Source organism: Arthrobacter woluwensis, assembly GCF_030816155.1.
GTDB lineage: Bacteria > Actinomycetota > Actinomycetes > Actinomycetales > Micrococcaceae > Arthrobacter_E > Arthrobacter_E woluwensis_A.
Genome location: NZ_JAUSXR010000001.1, coordinates 919,547 through 936,218 on the forward strand (window position 1 = coordinate 919,547; position 16,672 = coordinate 936,218).

General features: G+C 69.6%; 16 protein-coding genes and 2 riboswitches. Of the genes, 9 read left to right on the forward strand and 7 right to left on the reverse strand.

What is annotated here, in order from left to right; translation table 11 throughout:
- Positions 1-46 precede the first annotated feature (46 nt).
- The gene (locus tag QFZ52_RS04030; RefSeq protein WP_278268580.1) at positions 47-727 is read right to left on the reverse strand and encodes a histidine phosphatase family protein; all 681 of its coding nucleotides are present in this window, start codon (positions 725-727) and stop codon (positions 47-49) included.
- Positions 728-817: 90 nt separating this feature from the next.
- Here QFZ52_RS04030 and QFZ52_RS04035 point away from each other — a divergent pair, with 90 nt between their 5' ends.
- On the forward strand, positions 818-1,642 hold the full coding sequence (locus QFZ52_RS04035) for a CPBP family intramembrane glutamic endopeptidase (RefSeq protein ID WP_307496356.1): 825 nt from the start codon (positions 818-820) through the stop codon (positions 1,640-1,642).
- Positions 1,643-1,679: 37 nt separating this feature from the next.
- On the opposite strand, the gene QFZ52_RS04040 is transcribed toward QFZ52_RS04035, so the two are convergent.
- The 3 genes from QFZ52_RS04040 to QFZ52_RS04050 form a co-directional block, all read right to left on the reverse strand.
- Positions 1,680-3,290: a hypothetical protein gene (locus QFZ52_RS04040; RefSeq protein WP_307496357.1), complete on the reverse strand. Its 1,611-nt coding sequence runs from the start codon at positions 3,288-3,290 to the stop codon at positions 1,680-1,682.
- A gap of 247 nt (positions 3,291-3,537) precedes the next feature.
- Positions 3,538-4,176, reverse strand: a complete 639-nt coding sequence (locus QFZ52_RS04045) for a VOC family protein (protein ID WP_066215123.1) — start codon at positions 4,174-4,176, stop codon at positions 3,538-3,540.
- A 245-nt stretch (positions 4,177-4,421) separates the two neighbouring features.
- Positions 4,422-4,880, reverse strand: a complete 459-nt coding sequence (locus QFZ52_RS04050) for a hypothetical protein (RefSeq protein ID WP_307496358.1) — start codon at positions 4,878-4,880, stop codon at positions 4,422-4,424.
- 174 nt (positions 4,881-5,054) lie between these two features.
- A riboswitch (SAM riboswitch) is annotated at positions 5,055-5,172 on the forward strand.
- Between the two features lie 98 nt (positions 5,173-5,270).
- On the opposite strand from QFZ52_RS04050, the gene QFZ52_RS04055 reads away from it, so the two are divergent.
- From QFZ52_RS04055 to QFZ52_RS04065, 3 genes are all read left to right on the forward strand, one after another.
- The gene (locus QFZ52_RS04055; RefSeq protein WP_307496359.1) at positions 5,271-6,590 is read left to right on the forward strand and encodes a bifunctional o-acetylhomoserine/o-acetylserine sulfhydrylase; all 1,320 of its coding nucleotides are present in this window, start codon (positions 5,271-5,273) and stop codon (positions 6,588-6,590) included.
- Positions 6,591-6,744: 154 nt separating this feature from the next.
- Positions 6,745-6,859: riboswitch (SAM riboswitch) on the forward strand.
- 10 nt (positions 6,860-6,869) lie between these two features.
- A complete protein-coding gene (gene metX / locus QFZ52_RS04060) occupies positions 6,870-8,027 on the forward strand; it encodes a homoserine O-acetyltransferase MetX (RefSeq protein ID WP_307496360.1) in 1,158 nt (385 codons plus the stop codon).
- A gap of 186 nt (positions 8,028-8,213) precedes the next feature.
- Entirely contained in the window at positions 8,214-8,768 is a 555-nt protein-coding gene (locus QFZ52_RS04065; RefSeq protein ID WP_307496361.1) for a hypothetical protein, read from the forward strand.
- A gap of 1 nt (position 8,769) precedes the next feature.
- Here QFZ52_RS04065 and QFZ52_RS04070 read toward each other — a convergent pair whose 3' ends face one another.
- Positions 8,770-9,633, reverse strand: coding sequence for an SGNH/GDSL hydrolase family protein (locus QFZ52_RS04070; protein WP_307496362.1), 864 nt, complete (start codon positions 9,631-9,633; stop codon positions 8,770-8,772).
- A gap of 105 nt (positions 9,634-9,738) precedes the next feature.
- Here QFZ52_RS04070 and QFZ52_RS04075 point away from each other — a divergent pair, with 105 nt between their 5' ends.
- Positions 9,739-10,395, forward strand: coding sequence for an alpha/beta hydrolase (locus QFZ52_RS04075; RefSeq protein ID WP_307496363.1), 657 nt, complete (start codon positions 9,739-9,741; stop codon positions 10,393-10,395).
- On the opposite strand, the gene QFZ52_RS04080 is transcribed toward QFZ52_RS04075, so the two are convergent.
- Positions 10,379-10,618 carry an RNA-binding S4 domain-containing protein gene (locus QFZ52_RS04080; RefSeq protein ID WP_307496364.1) on the reverse strand — a complete coding sequence of 80 codons (240 nt, stop codon included), beginning with the start codon at positions 10,616-10,618 and terminating at the stop codon, positions 10,379-10,381. The two genes, QFZ52_RS04075 and QFZ52_RS04080, sit on opposite strands and share 17 nt — an antisense overlap.
- Positions 10,619-10,650: 32 nt before the next feature.
- Between QFZ52_RS04080 and QFZ52_RS04085 the strand changes: the two genes are divergently transcribed.
- From QFZ52_RS04085 to QFZ52_RS04100, 4 genes are all read left to right on the forward strand, one after another.
- Positions 10,651-11,718: a lactonase family protein gene (locus QFZ52_RS04085; RefSeq protein ID WP_307496365.1), complete on the forward strand. Its 1,068-nt coding sequence runs from the start codon at positions 10,651-10,653 to the stop codon at positions 11,716-11,718.
- An 83-nt stretch (positions 11,719-11,801) separates the two neighbouring features.
- Positions 11,802-13,187 carry a glycine--tRNA ligase gene (locus QFZ52_RS04090; protein ID WP_307496366.1) on the forward strand — a complete coding sequence of 462 codons (1,386 nt, stop codon included), beginning with the start codon at positions 11,802-11,804 and terminating at the stop codon, positions 13,185-13,187.
- 1 nt (position 13,188) lies between these two features.
- On the forward strand, positions 13,189-14,196 hold the full coding sequence (locus QFZ52_RS04095; protein WP_307496367.1) for a GNAT family N-acetyltransferase: 1,008 nt from the start codon (positions 13,189-13,191) through the stop codon (positions 14,194-14,196).
- 30 nt (positions 14,197-14,226) lie between these two features.
- Positions 14,227-15,627: a YibE/F family protein gene (locus QFZ52_RS04100; protein WP_307496368.1), complete on the forward strand. Its 1,401-nt coding sequence runs from the start codon at positions 14,227-14,229 to the stop codon at positions 15,625-15,627.
- A 110-nt stretch (positions 15,628-15,737) separates the two neighbouring features.
- On the opposite strand, the gene QFZ52_RS04105 is transcribed toward QFZ52_RS04100, so the two are convergent.
- On the reverse strand, positions 15,738-16,523 hold the full coding sequence (locus QFZ52_RS04105) for an SDR family NAD(P)-dependent oxidoreductase (RefSeq protein ID WP_307496369.1): 786 nt from the start codon (positions 16,521-16,523) through the stop codon (positions 15,738-15,740).
- Positions 16,524-16,672 lie beyond the last annotated feature (149 nt).

A 16,672-nucleotide genomic window follows, 5' to 3' on the forward strand; every position in this document is an offset into this window, starting at 1 on the left:
TCCGCCTTCACGGCGGGGCCGGGCCACGTCCCAGAGGTGGTCCGTCTCAGAAGTGCAGCGGCGGCGCGTCCAGGACGGTCGCCGTCTCGCGGCATTGCGTCCACTGGCTGAACGGCGCGTCCAGCCGGTACTTGCCGTGCTCCTCGCGGATGAGGGTGCGGATCTCGGCGTTCCCCGGGTTGTTGAGCGACTCGAAGTACTCCACGGACCAGTGGAACCAGCGCATGCAGAACAGGCGCATCGTGAGGCCGTGCGTGACCAGGAGCGCGTTGGGGGCGTAGCTCGGCTTGGACCAGTGGCGGTACAGGGTCTCCATGAAGCTGGAGATGCGGTCGTAGACGTCCGACCCTGATTCACCCTCACGGAACCGGTAGAAGAAGTGGCCGTAGGCGTTCCGGAGCTCCTTCTGGTCCGCGATGTCCCCGGCGATCTGGAAGTTCGCCCAGTCCTGCTCCCGGAGACGTGGTTCCTCGATGACGCGCTCGGTCAGATCGCCCAGTCCCAGGGCGTCCAGGGTCTGATAGGCCCTCAGGTACGGCGAGACGTAGACGCAGACCTGCTGGCCGTCCAGTTGCCGGCGGATCTTCTCGCCCGCCTGACGGGCCTGTTCCACTCCGAGCTCGGTGAGCGGGATCCGGTAGTCCGGGACCCGGTTGTAGATCCCGGTGTCCACGTTGGCCGCCGACTGCCCGTGCCGGATCATGATGATTTGCTGCGGCGCACTCATAGGCCCAGCTTAGGCGCACCGCCGGGCCACGGGGCGCCGCGGGATCGGCGGAGTGTGCGCGTGTCCGTGGCGCGTCACTACAGTGGTGACATGCCGCGCCTGAAGCCGTCCCCGCCGTCGTCGTCCCTGGACTGGGAGCCTCTTGCGGACGAGCGGCGACGGCGGCGCCTCTGGTGGGAGATCGCGCTCGTGCTGGGGCTGTCGCTGGGGCAGTCCGCGGTGTACTCGGTGGTGCAGCTCGCCGACAAGCTCAGCCGCGGGCCGCTCTCCTCCGCGACGTCCACTTTGAATCCTTCCCGCAATCAGCGGGAGTTCTTCGATCTGCTGTACCAGTTGCTGGACATCGTGTTCTCGCTGGTGCCGGTGCTGCTCGCCTTCTACCTCCTCGCCACCTTCCTGCCGTGGCGCGGCGTCGCCGGGCGCAAGCCCTGGCGGGGGATGGGCTTCGACCTGGCGCATCCGGTGCGCGACGCCGGGACCGGCCTGGCGCTCGCGGTCGGCATCGGCGCGGGAACGCTGGCGCTGTACGCGGCGGGCCGGGCGCTCGGCGTCACGACGGCGATCATCCCGGCCGCCCTGGACGCCCACTGGTGGACGGTGCCGGTCCTGGTGCTGTCGGGCATCCGGCACGGCGTGCTGGAGGAGACCCTGGTGGTCGGCTACCTGTTCCGGCGGCTCGGGCAGCTGCGCTTCTCACCGCTCTGGATCGTGCTGGCGAGCGCCCTGCTCCGGGGCAGCTATCACCTGTATCAGGGGTTCGGACCGTTCCTCGGCAATGTGGTGATGGGGCTGGTGTTCGGGTGGGTGTACCTGAAGTGGCGGCGCGTGATGCCGCTCGTGGTGGCGCATGCCCTGCTCGATGTGGGGGCGTTCGTGGGCTACGACCTGTTCGGCAAGGCGATCGGGCTGGGCTAGGCGTGGGCGCTCGGCCCGGGCACGGGTGCCCGTGCCGTCAGCGGGCGCCGAGCAGTTCTTTGCTGAGCGCCGTGGCCAGGTCGTCGAAGCCGTTCAATCGCTCCCGGGCCGCCGGTGACACCTTGCCGGTGCCCTGGCCGCGGTCCGGCAGGGCCGACATCTCGACCAGCAGCAGGCCCGGCGCCTCGGCCGTGGTGTCCGCGATCAGGGCGGTCCTCCGGGTGTCCGGCGCGCCGCGGAGCACCTCCCCGGAGCTGGTCTTGGCCGCATGCCCGGCGAAGTCGGTGTCGCGGGCGGTGCGGGTCTGCGTGAGGAGCAGCCTGCTGTTCAGCGGCAGATCCGCCACGGCGCCGATGCGCACCACCACACTGTGGCTCGGCTCGACGAATTCGCACAGCACCGGGAGGACACCGGGGTTGAGTACTCCGTCGCCCGGAGGGACGGCCGTGACCGCCTCCAGCGCCGACCCCGCGATCCTCCGGACCGTCGGGGCCGCGGCCGTGCACAGGGTGTCGGCATCCGCTGCGCCGTACGCGACGGTCTGCCGCGGGTCCGAGGACGCGGCGGCACCCGTGGCGGGTGCGCACTTCCGGAGGTCCTGGTCCACGACGTGGGAGCACGCTCCGGGCGCCGCGAGGTCCGGCTCCGTCGCCGAGTACACGAGGGGCGTCTTCGCGAGGGTCTGCGGCGCGGCCTTGGCGAGGACGGGGATGAGCTTCTGCGCGAGCGCGGAGGCGTCGGCGCACGTCGCCGCCTCGGCCTGTGCCTGGATGACACGGTCGCGCACGGGCGTCTGGTTCGGCCAGGCGTCCCAGAGGAGCGTGCAGCCGGCTCCGGAATCCTTCCAGAACAGGACATCGGTCCCCGCGATCGGCCGCACCTCGCTGTCCTGCCAGCCGCCCCCGGTGCGCAGTTTTGCCAGAGGCTGCCGGTAGGCCAGCGTGAGGGCCTGCCGGGTGTAGACGGGCGCGCCGCCCGAGGCCGCCGCGTCCCGCCAGACACCGCATTCGGCGAGGCTGCTGGTGAAGGACTTGCGGGGCGCCAGGGCCTGCCCGGTGGGGAGGGGCCCGAGTGCCGAGGACAGGACATCGCACACGGAGACGCCGGGCCGGGGGTCCTTCCGCGCGAACGACGCCGGATCATCCCGCAGGCGCGGAGCGACGGCCTTGGCGTACGCCTCGGGCTGCGTGCAGTCGTAGGCGCCCACCGCATCCTGGGCGAGGGTGATGGCGTGGTCGAAGTCGACCGGCAGGCTGATCGTGCACCGGCCGGTCGCCTTGGTGGAGCGGTAGGCCACCACACCGCCGAGATCGAGCCGCTCCTGCCAGTGCCGCTGGGAGGCGGTGCTGTCCGCGTAGCTCACGGCCTGCACACCCTCATCCTGGACCCGGCAGTCGAACGGCGTGGTGCTGACGAGCTCGGGTTTCCGCCCGAGGACCGCGGTGGTGCGGGGCTCGAGCAGCGCGCACGGATCGACGGCCGCCAGCTGCCGCCGGACGGCGGCCTGGTCGCGGTCCGGGTTGCCTGCTGGGACGACCCGCTGCGTCGGCGACGGCGCCGGCGGGGCGGGCCGGCCGCCGTCGGGGGTGCAGGACGTGACCAGCAGGGTCAGCAGTGCGAGTGCGGCTGCGAGTGATGTTCTCTTCATGGGCCCTCCCTCTGGGCTCTGACACCGCGCCCGCGCCGGCGAGCGTGGCCTGATCAGCGAGCGGCTCCGCGGACCTCTGGGCGGCCGTGGCCTCGTCGGTGCGTGGCGCCGTCGCTGGTGGACTCATCGTACTGAACACGGGCCGCTCCGAAAGAGGAGGTGGCGCCGGGGAAGCGGGGTACGACGAAGGCCGCCGCTCCGCGCGATGCGGAACAGGCGGCCTTCAGGCGGCGTGGGCGGGTGAGCCTCAGAGGGTCACGGAGCCGTTCGCCGTTTCGAAGGTCACGGACATGATGCCGGGGGTGCCGTGCGGAGCGATCCACTCCACGGCGACGTCCTCCAGCGGGTTCTCCACTTCCTCGCCGAGCCACTCGGTCACGCGTTCCGCGGAACCGGCGATGGTGAGGCTGGAGACCCTGACGTCGCTCGGGTACACGAGCGACGGGTGGAGGGTGGAGTCACCCTCCCACTTGAGCATGTACGGCACCTGCGGGTCCGCGATGAGACCCAGGATGCCGATCTGCTTCCAGATGAGCTCGCGGCCGTCGGGGAACTTGCGGTTCCCGGGGACGGCCTCGCGGCCCAGACGTGATTCGAAGGGGGCCAGGTCGTCCACGGCGACGCACCAGCCCATCCACCCACCGCCCATCGCGGAGCGGGCCCGCACGGCCTGGCCGAACGGTGCCTTGTCCGAAGCGGGGTGGTCCAGGACTTCCACGACCTCAAGATACTTGTGGTCGGCCAAGGGGAAGATCATGTTGCGGGTGCCGAAACGGGGGTGTACCCCACCGCGCACCGCGTGCAGTCCAAGAGCGGCAGAAATGCGCTCCGCCGTGGCCTCCAGGCCATCGCGTTCACAAGCGTAAGAAACGTGATCCATGCGCATGGCATCATCCTTGCACTTTGTGACTAGGCACTCAGCTTAGGGTTACCTAAGTCACGCGACGGCGGCGGATTCCCGGCAGCCCGGGCGGAATTCCCCGGTTCCGGGCCTGGGTGTCCAGGCCCGGAACGCGCGGTCAGGGTGTGCTGGAGCGGCTGGGCCGGCGGCAGAGGTCCCTGGCTGGGGATGCCTTGCGGAGCAGTTGCGGGGCTTGCTCGGTTGCAGCCCCTGCTCAGTTGGAGACCTGGTCAGTTGCAGACTCTGACGTGGCGGTAGCCGAGCACCTTGTCCCCGGCCCTGTTGTACACATTGGCCGCGATGCCGACGCACTTGCCCCTCATGTTGGTCAGCTGAACCCCGCCGGCGTAGTACTCGTAGATCCCGTGGTCGTGGGAGTACACCGAGCTCGTGGCGATGTTGAGCTGGAGGTTGGTGGCGCCGGCCTTGTTGTCGTAGAGCATGGCGCAGGCGGTGCCGCCGTTGTTGGTGGAGTACCAGTACTGAATGGTGGCGGTGGTGCCGGCCACCGCATAGGTGTTCTTCTTGATCCCGGAGCATTGCTTCACCACCTGGCCGTGCTGTTCCAGAGTCCCGGCGGACGCCGGAGCGCTCGAGGCGAGCAGGCCTGCCACGGCGAGTCCGGCGGTGGCGACGGCGGCCAGGAGGCGCCGGCCGAACGGCGATGTGTGATGTGTCTGAATCCCCATGATGAAACTCCTCGATGGTGCGGGTGAGTGATGGTTCAGAGTCAACCCCACCGCGCTGCGGAGGGGAATGGGCAGACCTCCCCATTCGCCTTGCCGCCGCAGGCGAGGGCCTCTGGGACGTTCTGTGACGCAGCCCTTTTCCGCGTTCCCTCCGGCCCCCTACCCTGGGTTGCAGGTCATGAGTGCCAGCATCGAGCCCCGGCTTGCTGGCCGGCAACCCTCCGTCCGCGGCGGGGTGCCCCGGGTGAAGACCAGGCGGGTCGGCATGCACGCCGGCACGCAAGCGCGGGCCGTGGGCGCCGTCTCTTTCCCTTCAGGTTCTCCTTCGGGAAGGCTGACGCCGCGATGGTGGGGGAGACCGTTCCTGGCCCTTGAAATCTAAGGAAAGCCATGACCAACAACTGGTCCTTCGAAACCCGCCAGATCCATGTCGGACAGGAGCCGGACGCCGTCACCGGCGCGCGGGCCCTGCCGATCTACCAGACCACGTCCTTCGTGTTCCCGAGTGCCGAGAGCGCCGCCAACCGCTTCGCGCTCGCCGAACTGGCCCCTATCTACACCCGCATCGGCAACCCGACGCAGGACGCCGTCGAACAGCGCATCGCCAGCCTCGAAGGCGGCCTGGCGGCCCTGCTGCTCAGCTCCGGCCAGGCCGCGGAGACGTTCGCCATCCTCAACGTGGCCGAGGCGGGTGACCACGTGGTGGCCAGCCCCAGCCTGTACGGCGGCACCTACAACCTCCTGGCCAACACCCTGAAGAAGTTCGGCATCGAGGTCACCTTCGTCGAGGACCCGGACAATCTGGACCACTGGCGCGCCGCCGTCCGGCCGACCACCAAGCTCTTCTTCGCCGAGGTCGTCTCCAACCCGCGGCAGGACATCCTGGACATCGAGGGCGTGGCCTCCGTGGCGCACGAATCCGGCGTCCCGCTGATCGTGGACAACACCCTTGCCACCCCGTACCTCATCCGGCCTCTCGAGTGGGGCGCGGACATCGTGGTGCATTCGGCCACCAAGTACCTGGGCGGTCACGGCAGCGCGATCGCCGGTGTGATCGTGGACTCCGGCAAGTTCGACTTCGGCGCGGACCCGGAGAAGTTCCCGGGCTTCAACACCCCGGACGAGAGCTACAACGGACTCGTCTACGCCCGCGACCTCGGCGCGGACGGTGCGCTGGGCGCCAACCTCAGCTACATCCTGAAGGCCCGCGTGCAGCTGCTGCGTGACCTTGGATCCGCCGTCAGCCCGTTCAACGCGTTCCTCATCGCGCAGGGCCTCGAGACGCTGAGCCTCCGCGTCGAGCGCCACGTGGAGAACGCGCTGAAGGTCGCCGAGTTCCTGGAGGCGCGCGACGACGTCGAACGCGTCGCGTACGCAGGCCTGCCGAGCAGCCCGTGGTACGAGCGGGGGCGCAAGTACGGTCCGAACGGCATCGGCGCCGTGGTGGCGTTCGAGATCGCCGGCGGACTCGAAGCCGGCAAGGCGTTCGTGGACGCGCTGGAACTCCACTCGCATGTGGCGAACCTGGGCGATGTCCGTTCCCTCGTCATCCACCCGGCGTCCACCACGCACGCCCAGCTCAGCGAGGCCGGTCAGCGCGCCGCGGGCGTCACCCCGGGTCTGGTCCGTCTCGCAGTGGGCATCGAGCACATCGACGACATCCTGGCCGATCTGGACGCCGGTTTCCGGGCCGCGAAGGCCGCCGTCTGAGCCCCTCGGGGCATCCGCGGGACATCCACGGGCCGCGCATTCTTCGGAATGCGCGGCCCTTGCTGCCACTTGGGCGAACATAAATCCCGAGAGCCTGTCTCATGAAGCGTCATCTTCAGAAACGGCCTCTTCCGATCCTTTACACTGGTCCGAGAGTCACGAGTGCCAGCGCCAAACCCCGGTTCGCTGGCCGGCAACCCTCCTCCTGCGGTGGGGTGCCCCGGGTGAAGACTCGGCCCAGCGCCGGCCGGCGCGGGCAAGCTCAGGAATAGAGGCCCCATGACTATCGCTGCATCCCGTCCACTGTCCACTGCGCGGGACACCACCACCCGCGAGGAGCGCGACGCCGACGCGCGCCACGGTGTGCAGCGCACCGCCGTCGTCGGGCCGCTGGAGCTGGAGGCCGGCGGGAAGCTGCCGGACGTCACCCTCGCGTACGAGACCTGGGGGACGCTCGCGCCCGATGGCGGCAACGCGGTCCTGATCCAGCACGCCCTCACGGGAAGCGCGCACGTCGCACAGGGTGACACGGACGAGGAGGGCTGGTGGGACGGACTGGTCGGCCCGGGCCGCGCGATCGACACGGACCGGTTCTTCGTGGTGGCCGTGAACATCATCGGCGGCTGCAACGGCAGCACGGGGCCGTCCAGCCCCGCCCCCGATGGCAAACCGTGGGGTTCCCGGTTCCCGTTCATCACGCTCCGCGACGCGGCGGTCGCCGAGGCGCGGCTCGCGGATCAGCTGGGCATCCGGCAGTGGTTCGCGGTGGTCGGCGGGTCCATGGGTGGCGCGCGGGCGCTGGAATGGGCCGCGGGGTTCCCCGAGCGGGTCCGCAAGTGCGCGGTGATCGCGATCGGCGCCCACAGCACCGCCGAGCAGATCGCCCTGGCCCAGGCGCAGACCCTCGCCATCCGCCAGGACCCGGCCTTCCGCGACGGCGACTACTACGACGGCCCGGCGCCCGAGGCGGGCCTGGCCCTGGCGCGCCGGATCGCGCACATCTCCTATCGCAGTGAGGCGGAGCTCGAGGCCCGCTTCAGCCGCAAACCCCAGGAGGGCGAGTCGCCGCTCAACGCCTCCGCCCTCGCCGAACGGGGCCGGTACCAGGTGGAGAGCTACCTGGACCATCAGGGCGGCAAGCTCGTCCGCCGTTTCGACGCCAACAGCTACATCGCGCTGACGGAAGCGCTCATGAGCCACGACGTCGGCCGCGGCCGCGGCGGCGTCGAGGCGGCGCTGGCGGACAGCCCGGTCGAGTTCTTCGTCGCCGCGGTGGAGTCCGACCGGCTCTACCTGCCCCGGCAGTCCGAGGCCCTCGCCGCGGCCCTGCCCGGAGACGTCACGGTGCACCGGATCGCCTCGGAGATCGGCCACGACGGCTTCCTCACGGAAGCGGGCCAGCTCGGCGCGCTGCTCGGCCGGACGCTTTTCGCCTGAGGCGGGCCTATCCGGCATTCTCAACCCCGCCTCCAGATTCCCATCCGGCCCTCACAACCCATCCGGCCCTCACAACCCATTGACTGCTCCATAGGAAGTCATTCCGCCGCGAAATCCGGGGAAAACGACATCCTATGGAGCAGTCGCTGAGGGGATCTCCGCAGGTCCGGATGGGATAATCCCGTCATGGCTCTGGAAAACCTGCTGCTCCGTCTCGACCGCATCGCCGGAGGCCGCCAGGCCGGCGTCCGCATCGGGGAGCGGCAGCGGCTCCATCCGAAGACGCGGCGCGCTTTCACCTGGGTGCTGTGGCTCCTGGTGCTGGAGCTCGTGCTGGGAGTCGGGGCCGTCGTCGTCGCGCTGGTGCTGTCGAGCAGCGGCGAGCCGGTGCCGTTCGCCGTCTGGATGCGCACCGTGGTGGTGCTCGGGATGACGGCCACCCTGTTCTACTTCGCGTGGCGCGCGACCAAGGGCTGGTACTGGGCGTACCAGCGGCTCCGGCTGTTCGCGCAGATCTTCCCCGTGGTCACGCTCGTCATGGCCGCGATCCCCGGGCTGTATCCGCTGTGGATGGTGACCGAGCAGATCGTGTTCAGCCTCATCATGATCGGCATCGCCGACTTCCTCACGAGCGATCACATGAGGATCGCGTTCCGGAAGCCCGGCGCGCCCCGGGACCTGGATCCGGATCTGGACCCGGACGACCAGGCCCCGGACGATCAGGCCCCGGCGGCGTCCTGAGTCAGAGCTCCTGACCCGGCAGGAACACCGGCCCCGCCACCGGGCGCTTGGGCTGGATGCCGTCGCCCGACGACTGGTGCCGCAGGCGGCGCAGGACCCACGGGAACAGGTGCTCGCGTGCCCACAGGAAGTCCTCGGTGCGAGCGGTGCGCCACGTCTTCTCCGGCATGGGCTTGGGGGAGAGCGGTTCCAGAGTGTGCTGGACGTTCAGGGCGTCCAGGACCATCGTCGCGATGGTGTGGTGGCCGAGGGGCGAGAAGTGGAGGCGGTCCTGGTCCCAGTACTGCGAGCCGGCGAGCTGCCGCAGCGACCACATGTCCGCGATCACGGCGTCGTGCCGCGCGGCCACGGTGCGCAGGTTCTCGTTGTAGATGGCCACCTTGCCGCGGAGCGGGCTCAACACGGTCGACACCGTGTCCGGGCCGTTGAACAGCACCACCGTGGCGCCCTCGGAGGCGAGACGGCCGACGGCGGCGTCCAGCGTGTTGGCGAGGGCGTCGGGATCGCCGCCGGGACGGATGAGGTCGTTGCCGCCGGCGGAGATGGTGATCAGATCCGGCTTGAGGTCCAGGCAGGGGTCCACCTGCTCATCGATGATCTGCTGCAGGAGACGCCCGCGGATGGCGAGGTTGGCATACGCGAAGTCCGGGTGTCCGGCGCTCAATTCCTCCGCCACGCGGTCCGCCCAGCCGCGGTGGCCGCCCGGGCTCGCCGGCTCGGGATCGCCGATGCCCTCCGTGAAGGAGTCGCCGAGGGCCACGTACCGGGACCACGGGTGGCCGCCGTCGCTCTCCTGCTGAACTTGAGGAGAGGAAGCCGGCGCGGGAAATACTGGCCCTGAAGATAACTGAGAGGAGTCGCTCATTCTTCCCATCATGCCCCCGGGCGGCTCGGTTACGCCACCGTAGCTTCCGGAACGCGCCGCCCTCTTCGGCCGGGCCGATCAGGCCGTGATGGCAGAATACGAGCCATGAGTCTTGACGCCCCCGCCTTCCCCGCACCCACCGTCCTCTGGTCCGTCCCCGAAGATCAGCGGCAGGGCCGGCCTCTGCTGGTGCTTCTGCACGGCTACGGCGCCAACGAGGCGGACCTGTTCGGGCTGGCGGATCAGCTCCCGGACGAATTCGTGGTCGCGAGCGTGCGTGCGCCCCTGACGATGGGGCCGGGGTTCACCTGGTTCCCGCTCACCGGATCCCTCGATTACTCCTTCGACGCCGTCAAGGCCGCGACCGACTACGTCCTCGAGTGGCTGGACGGGGTGCGCGAGGAGTTCACCTCCGTGAGCCTTCTGGGGTTCTCCATGGGCATGGCGATGGCCACCAGCATGTGGCGCCGCCGCCCGCAGGACTTCGCGGCGATCGTGGGGCTGTCAGGTTTCGCCGTCGAGGGTGGCACCGACTGGTTCCGGGACGCGGAGCTCGACGGCAGCACGCCCTTCTTCTGGGGCCGCGATCCGCAGGACCCCGTGATCCCGCGCGAGAAGGTCGATTTCACCGCGGCCTGGCTGCTCGGCAAGGCCCGCGCCACCAAGGTGCAGTACAGCGGCGTGTGGCACGGCATCAGCCCTCAGGAAGTGGGGCACGTCGCCGAATTCCTCGGCTTCGAGGTGCTCAGCCCGCAGCGATGACGCGGACGCTCTGACCGTTGACCGTCACCACGTCGCCCGTCGTCAGCTGACGGCCCCGGCGGTCTTCGATGTCGCCGTTGACCTTGACCAGCCCGTTCTTGATGAGCTCGGTCGCCTCCACGCCGTCGTCGGCGAGGGAGGAGAGCTTGAGAAGCTGACCCAGGCGGATCATCGAATCCCGGATCTCGATGGTGTCGATGCCGTCCGGTGCAGGAGAAGTCATATCCCCATGATGCCTTACCCCACGGAGGAACGATGAACATCCCTCTCTATCTCGGCAGCTACACCGAGGACGGTTCCGGCCGTGGTTCCGGGGTGCAGCGCGTGACGGTCGACCCGGTGGCCGGGGAGCTGACGGTGCTGGCCACGAGCTCTGGCGTGCGCAACCCGTCGTTCCTGCTGTGCGGGCCGGGCGGCCGCCTTTTCGCCGTGGAGGAGCTCGACGCCGGCCAGGTGGTCGAGCTGGACCCGGAGACCCTCGCGGTCAAGGCCCGGGTGAGCAGCGGCGGGTCGTCGCCGTGTCACCTCGGCCTGGCCGGCGGGCTGCTCCTCGTCGCGAACTACGGCTCCGGGACGGTCTCCGGTCTTCCGCTGGACGGTCCGTGGGGCACCGAACCGCTGTGGACCGTGGGACAGGAGGGCGCGGGACAGGACGGCGCCGGCCCGGTGGCCGACCGTCAGGAAGGGCCCCATGCCCACTCGACCCTCGCGCTGGGCGAGGACCGCTTCCTCGTGGCGGACCTGGGCCGGGACCGGGTCGACGAATACCTCCTGGGTGAGGACAGTCCGGAGCTCGTGGGCGGGCTGGACCTCCCGCCCGGCACCGGACCGCGGCATCTGCTCCTGGAGGAGCCCGCGGCTGGGGTCGGCGAGGGCGCCAGCAAGGGGGCGGTGGTGCTCTGGGTGGTCGGTGAACTCGACGCCGCACTCCACCGTGCCGTCCGCGCCGAGAACGGGTCGTGGGCCCTGGCCGGTGAGCCCGTGGCGTTGGCTCCCGGTCACGAGCAGGCCTATCCGAGTGAGATCACCGGCCACCCCGGCTCCGGTGAGCGGGCACTCGTGGTGGGCGTGCGCGGGAGCGACACGCTCGCCGTCGTCGCGCGCGAGGAAGGGGAGGAGCGGCTGCTCCGGACACTTCCGTGCGGCGGCGCGTGGCCCCGTCACCTGGCCTGGGCGCGCGCCGACGACGGCGCCCCGCACCTCTGCGTCGCGGCGGAACGCGGGCACCGGCTGAGCGTGTTCGTCCCCGGCCCGGACGGCGAACTCACCCCGGTGGGCGGCGTGGAGACGTTCAGCCCGACGTACGTGCTGCCGGTAGGCTAGGACGTGTGTCCCCACTGGGGGACCGGCACGAGTATCCGCACCCGGACCGCACCCAGCGGCCCGCTTTCCCTGGAGTTGTTCATATGGCAGCAAAGTCCACCCTCGATTCGGTCATCTCCCTCGCCAAGCGGCGCGGATTCGTTTTCCAGGCCGGTGAGATCTACGGTGGATCGCGCTCCGCGTGGGACTACGGCCCCCTCGGCGCCGAGCTCAAGGAGAACATCAAGCGCCAGTGGTGGCAGACCTTCGTCCGCGGCCGCGCCGACATGGTCGGCCTGGACTCGTCCGTGATCCTGCCGTCGAAGGTGTGGGAGGCCTCCGGTCACGTCGCCACCTTCACGGACCCGCTGGTCGAGTGCCTCTCCTGCCACAAGCGCCACCGCCAGGACCACCTCCTGGAGGCGTACGAGGCGAAGAAGGGCCGCGCCCCGGAGAACGGCATGGACGACATCGTGTGCCCCGATTGCGGCACGCGCGGTGAGTGGACCGAGCCCCAGAACTTCTCGGGCCTCATGAAGACCTACCTCGGCCCGATCGACGACGAGTCCGGCAAGCACTACCTGCGCCCGGAGACGGCCCAGGGCATCTTCGTGAACTTCGCCAATGTGGTGACCGCCGCCCGCAAGAAGCCGCCGTTCGGCATCGGCCAGGTCGGCAAGGCGTTCCGCAACGAGATCACCCCCGGCAACTTCATCTTCCGCACCCGCGAGTTCGAGCAGATGGAGATCGAGTACTTCACCCCGCCGGCGGACGCCCCGGCGGCGTTCGAGGAATGGGTCGGGGCCTGCTGGAACTGGTTCGTGGACCTGGGCATCGACCCGGAGAACATGCGCCGCTTCGATGTCCCGGACGGCGAGCGTGCGCACTACTCGGACCGCACCATCGACATCGAGTACAAGTTCGGCTTCGCCGGCTCCGGCTGGGGCGAGCTCATGGGTGTCGCCAACCGCACCGACTTCGACCTGAAGAACCACATCGAGCACTCGAAGCAGGACCTCTCCTACTTCGATCAGGCCTCCGGCGAGCGGTACGTCCCGTACGTGATCGAGCCGTCCTTCGGCCTGACCCGCTCCATGATGGCCTTCCTGGCCGACGCCTACACCGAGGACGAAGCTCCCAACTCCAAGGGCGGCGTGGACAAGCGCACCGTCTTGAAGCTGGACCCGCGCCTGGCGCCGGTCAAGGCCGCCGTGCTGCCGCTGTCCCGCAACGAGCAGCTCTCCCCGCTGGCCCGCGAACTCGGTGACAAGCTGCGCAAGCACTGGAACATCGACTTCGACGACGCCGGCGCGATCGGCCGCCGCTACCGCCGCCAGGACGAGATCGGCACCCCGTTCTGCATCACCGTGGACTTCGACACCCTCGAGGACAACGCCGTGACGATCCGCGAACGCGACACCATGAGCCAGGAGCGCGTCTCCCTGGATCAGCTGGAGGCCTACCTGGCCGGAAAGCTGCTGGGCGCCTAGCATGACCATCCAGTACCGTCCCTGGCGTGAAGGCGACGACCTGGAACTGCTCCAGCTGTGGGGGGATCCCGATTCCCCCGCGGCGGGGCAGTTCCGGGCGTCCTTCGCGCCGTCCGTGGGCAGCATCGACGGAGACAGCGCGAACGGTGAGCCGTGGCGCCAGTGCATCGTGGCCGAGGACGTGGTGGACGGTGTCGCCGTCCCGGTCGCCGCGGGCGTGGTCTACGAGACCGCCCTGCACAGCGAACGGCTCTGGTCCTACATCGAGGTCTCCCGTGATCACCGCGGACACGGCATCGGTTCGAGCCTCCTGGTGATGCTGCGCCGTGAGGCGGAGCTCTCGCCCTCGGGCGTGACGGCTCTCCGGTCCAAGGTCGCCGTGGGCACTGACGGCGCCGGTTTCGCGGCGTCCGCCGGGCTCGAGCCCATCCAGCGGTCACGCCTCGTGGAGGTCTCCGCGGGCGCGCTGAAGCTCCCCGTGTTCGACGGTGAGGGCGAGGACGCGGGCAGCGACGTCATCATGGATCTCGCCACGGGATCCGTGGAACTGACGCAGGTGGTGGGCCGGTACTACCGGGAGGTGCACTCCTGGGACGATCCGGGAGAGCTGTCCCTGGGCACGGTCCAGCGGCTCTTCCTCGACGACCTCTCCGGGGCTCACGGCGCGATCGTGCTGCGGGCCAAGCCGGAGTCGGCATTCGGCAGCACCGTGTCACCCACCCGCACGGGGAAGATCCGCGCCTTCGCGATCAGTTACGCGGCGCCGGGCACGGGGGAGGAGGTCCAGGAGGGCGCCACCGATGTATTCCTGGGCCACGACCCCGCCCTGGACGCGGAGGACGCGGCCGAAGCGGTCCGTGACCTGCTCTCCCTCATCGCCTACCAGCACCCCGTGGTGCTGGAAGTGGACGATTCGATGACGGCGTTGCGCGCCGCCGTCGAACCTCTGCTGGAGACGGGCGGCGCCCGGCAGCTGGGCGCCGACGTCCTGGTGGTCAGCGACAAGTAACGGCGGAACCGACAGGAGCGGAGCGGACCCATGGGTGCCGGACATTCACACGGCGGGGGCCACTCGCACGACGACGGCGCGCCGCCGTCCGCGGAAGCAGCGGCGGCACGGCGTCGGGCCGGGTGGATCCTGGCCGCCATCCTGGTGCCGGTCGCCCTGCTCACGGTGCTGGGCATGGTGCTCCTGTGGCCCTCGGGCAAGCATGAGGACCTGCGTCTGAGCTCGCCGTATTCCACGGCGCCCGGCGTCAGTTTCGACACCGGCAAGGTCATGAGCGTCACCAAGGCGTCCTGCTCCGGGAATTCCCCGGACGCGCAGCAGGATTCAGGACAGGGCGGCTCAGGTCAGAGTCCTTCGCAGGGCCCGTCCCAGGGCACCTCGCAGGGCTCCGGCCAGAGCGGCTCCACGCCCGGCGCCAGCCGTCTGACCTCCTGCTTCTGGGCGGTGACGCAGCCGGACGCCGGTGGTTCGCCGGTCCAGGTGGTGTTCAACCCGGAGGTGTCCGCGTCGGATTCCGTCCACCCCGGTGACGGGATCCGGTACCTGAACCTCTCGCAGGTGCAGGGGGCCTCGGCCGGGCATGCGCCGGCGTATGTGTTCGTGGACTTCGTCCGCTCCGCGCCCATCGCGATCCTCGCCGTGCTCTATGCGGCCGTGGTGATCCTCGTGGCGCGCTGGCGGGGATTCCGCGCCCTGCTCGGGCTGGGCGTGGCGTATCTGGTGCTGGCGTTCTTCCTGCTGCCGGGCCTCGTGGACGGCAAGCCGGCCATGCCGCTGGCGCTCACGGCGTCGACGGCCATCCTGATCGCGGTGCTGTACTTCGCGCACGGGTTCTCGGCCAGGACCTCCACGGCGCTCCTCGGCACGGTCTTCGGACTGCTCGTCACTGCCGGCCTCGCCCTGTGGGCGACCGACGCCGCCAAACTCCTGGGCATCGGCAGCCACGAGGCGTCCACCCTGGTCAACACGAGCGGGACCATTTCGATCTCCAGCGTGATCCTGTGCGGACTGATCGTGGCCAGTCTCGGCGCGCTCAACGATGTGACCATCACCCAGGCGTCCGCCGTCTGGGAGCTCTACGAATTCTCTCCCGGCACCTCGGCGCCCAAGCTGTTCGCCTCGGCCATGCGGATCGGCCGTGACCACATCGCGTCCACCGTCTACACGATCGCCTTCGCCTACGCGGGCGCCGCGCTGCCGGTCCTGATCATCGTGATGCTCTACGAACGGCCGTTCCTGGACACCCTGACCAGCGCCGAACTGGCCGAAGAGGTCGTGAGGACCCTGATCGGCTCGATCGGCCTGGTCCTCGCCATTCCGCTGACGACGCTCGTGGCGGTGCTCGTGGTCAAGGCGACCAATCTGCACCGCCATGCCGTCGACGCCGAACAGCCCCTCACGCGCCGCGAACGCCGCGCCCTGGAAGGCTAGGTCTCGTCGCCGGCTGAGCGCGCTGCTCTGCCCCGTTGCGTGCTCAGTTGTTGCGGGTGGTTTCGGTGAACACCCGCAACTACTGAGCACACAACGTCGAGAAGCAGGCCTCAGAAGTGCGTGCCGCCGTCGATGCGGATCTCGGTGCCCGTGATGAAGGCGCCGTCCTCGCTCGCGAGCATCGCGACCACTCCGGCCACGGTCTCGGGACCTGCGAAACCCTGGCTCAGCGCGGGGGAGAGCTTCAGGAACAGGCGCATGTCCGCGTCCTCGGGCAGGCCGGGGCCCACACTCTGACGGCTCTGGCCGCTGCCGTCGGTCATGCCGGAGGAGATCGAGCCGGGCTGGACCGCGGTGAAGCGGATGCCCGCCGAGGCGAATTCTGCGGCGAGGGCGTGGGTCATGGACTGGATGCCGCCCTTGCTGGCCGCGTACGCCGCCATGTAGGGATGCGCGAAAGCCGCGGAGGTGGAGCTGAAGTTCACCACGGACGCACTCGTGCCCTCCTTGAGTGCGGGGAGCGACTCCCGGATCACCAGGAACGTGCCGACCAGGTTGACACGGATGACCTGTTCGAAGGACTCGAGTGTCGTCTGTTCCGTGTGGGACGAGCGCAGGATCCCGGCCGCATTGACCAGGGCGTCCAGGCCGCCCAGGAAGGACACGGCTTCGGCGACGCCGGCAGTGACGGACGCCTCGTCGGCGATGTTCATGACCACGGTCTTCAGGCGCGGGGCGGCGTCGCCGGCCTTGGCCACGGTGTCGGCCAGACCGGCCTCGCTCACATCGGCGGCGACGACGGTGCCGCCTTCGGAGAGCATGCGCAGCACGGTGGCCTGTCCGATTCCGGAACCGCCACCCGTGACGAGGGCGCGGCGGTCTGTATAGCGAAGCATGATGTTCCTTTCGTTCCGGGTGCCGAAGCATGACTCCGGTCGCCCCTGGCGGCCTGGCGATCCGGCCGGGCCATACTGTCAGCATACGCTTCATGGCACATCGCGCCAAGATGGCATGAGGTGCCGTCATTTGGGTTGCTGGGTTACGA

Bases quoted from the DNA above. Each gene is read 5' to 3' on its own strand.
- QFZ52_RS04030 (WP_278268580.1), bottom strand. From the start codon at position 727: ATGAGTGCGCCGCAGCAAATCATCATGATCCGGCACGGGCAGTCGGCG.
- QFZ52_RS04035 (WP_307496356.1), top strand. From the start codon at position 818: ATGCCGCGCCTGAAGCCGTCCCCGCCGTCGTCGTCCCTGGACTGGGAG.
- QFZ52_RS04040 (WP_307496357.1), bottom strand. From the start codon at position 3,290: ATGAAGAGAACATCACTCGCAGCCGCACTCGCACTGCTGACCCTGCTG.
- QFZ52_RS04045 (WP_066215123.1), bottom strand. From the start codon at position 4,176: ATGCGCATGGATCACGTTTCTTACGCTTGTGAACGCGATGGCCTGGAG.
- QFZ52_RS04050 (WP_307496358.1), bottom strand. From the start codon at position 4,880: ATGGGGATTCAGACACATCACACATCGCCGTTCGGCCGGCGCCTCCTG.
- QFZ52_RS04055 (WP_307496359.1), top strand. From the start codon at position 5,271: ATGACCAACAACTGGTCCTTCGAAACCCGCCAGATCCATGTCGGACAG.
- metX (WP_307496360.1), top strand. From the start codon at position 6,870: ATGACTATCGCTGCATCCCGTCCACTGTCCACTGCGCGGGACACCACC.
- QFZ52_RS04065 (WP_307496361.1), top strand. From the start codon at position 8,214: ATGGCTCTGGAAAACCTGCTGCTCCGTCTCGACCGCATCGCCGGAGGC.
- QFZ52_RS04070 (WP_307496362.1), bottom strand. From the start codon at position 9,633: ATGAGCGACTCCTCTCAGTTATCTTCAGGGCCAGTATTTCCCGCGCCG.
- QFZ52_RS04075 (WP_307496363.1), top strand. From the start codon at position 9,739: ATGAGTCTTGACGCCCCCGCCTTCCCCGCACCCACCGTCCTCTGGTCC.
- QFZ52_RS04080 (WP_307496364.1), bottom strand. From the start codon at position 10,618: ATGACTTCTCCTGCACCGGACGGCATCGACACCATCGAGATCCGGGAT.
- QFZ52_RS04085 (WP_307496365.1), top strand. From the start codon at position 10,651: ATGAACATCCCTCTCTATCTCGGCAGCTACACCGAGGACGGTTCCGGC.
- QFZ52_RS04090 (WP_307496366.1), top strand. From the start codon at position 11,802: ATGGCAGCAAAGTCCACCCTCGATTCGGTCATCTCCCTCGCCAAGCGG.
- QFZ52_RS04095 (WP_307496367.1), top strand. From the start codon at position 13,189: ATGACCATCCAGTACCGTCCCTGGCGTGAAGGCGACGACCTGGAACTG.
- QFZ52_RS04100 (WP_307496368.1), top strand. From the start codon at position 14,227: ATGGGTGCCGGACATTCACACGGCGGGGGCCACTCGCACGACGACGGC.
- QFZ52_RS04105 (WP_307496369.1), bottom strand. From the start codon at position 16,523: ATGCTTCGCTATACAGACCGCCGCGCCCTCGTCACGGGTGGCGGTTCC.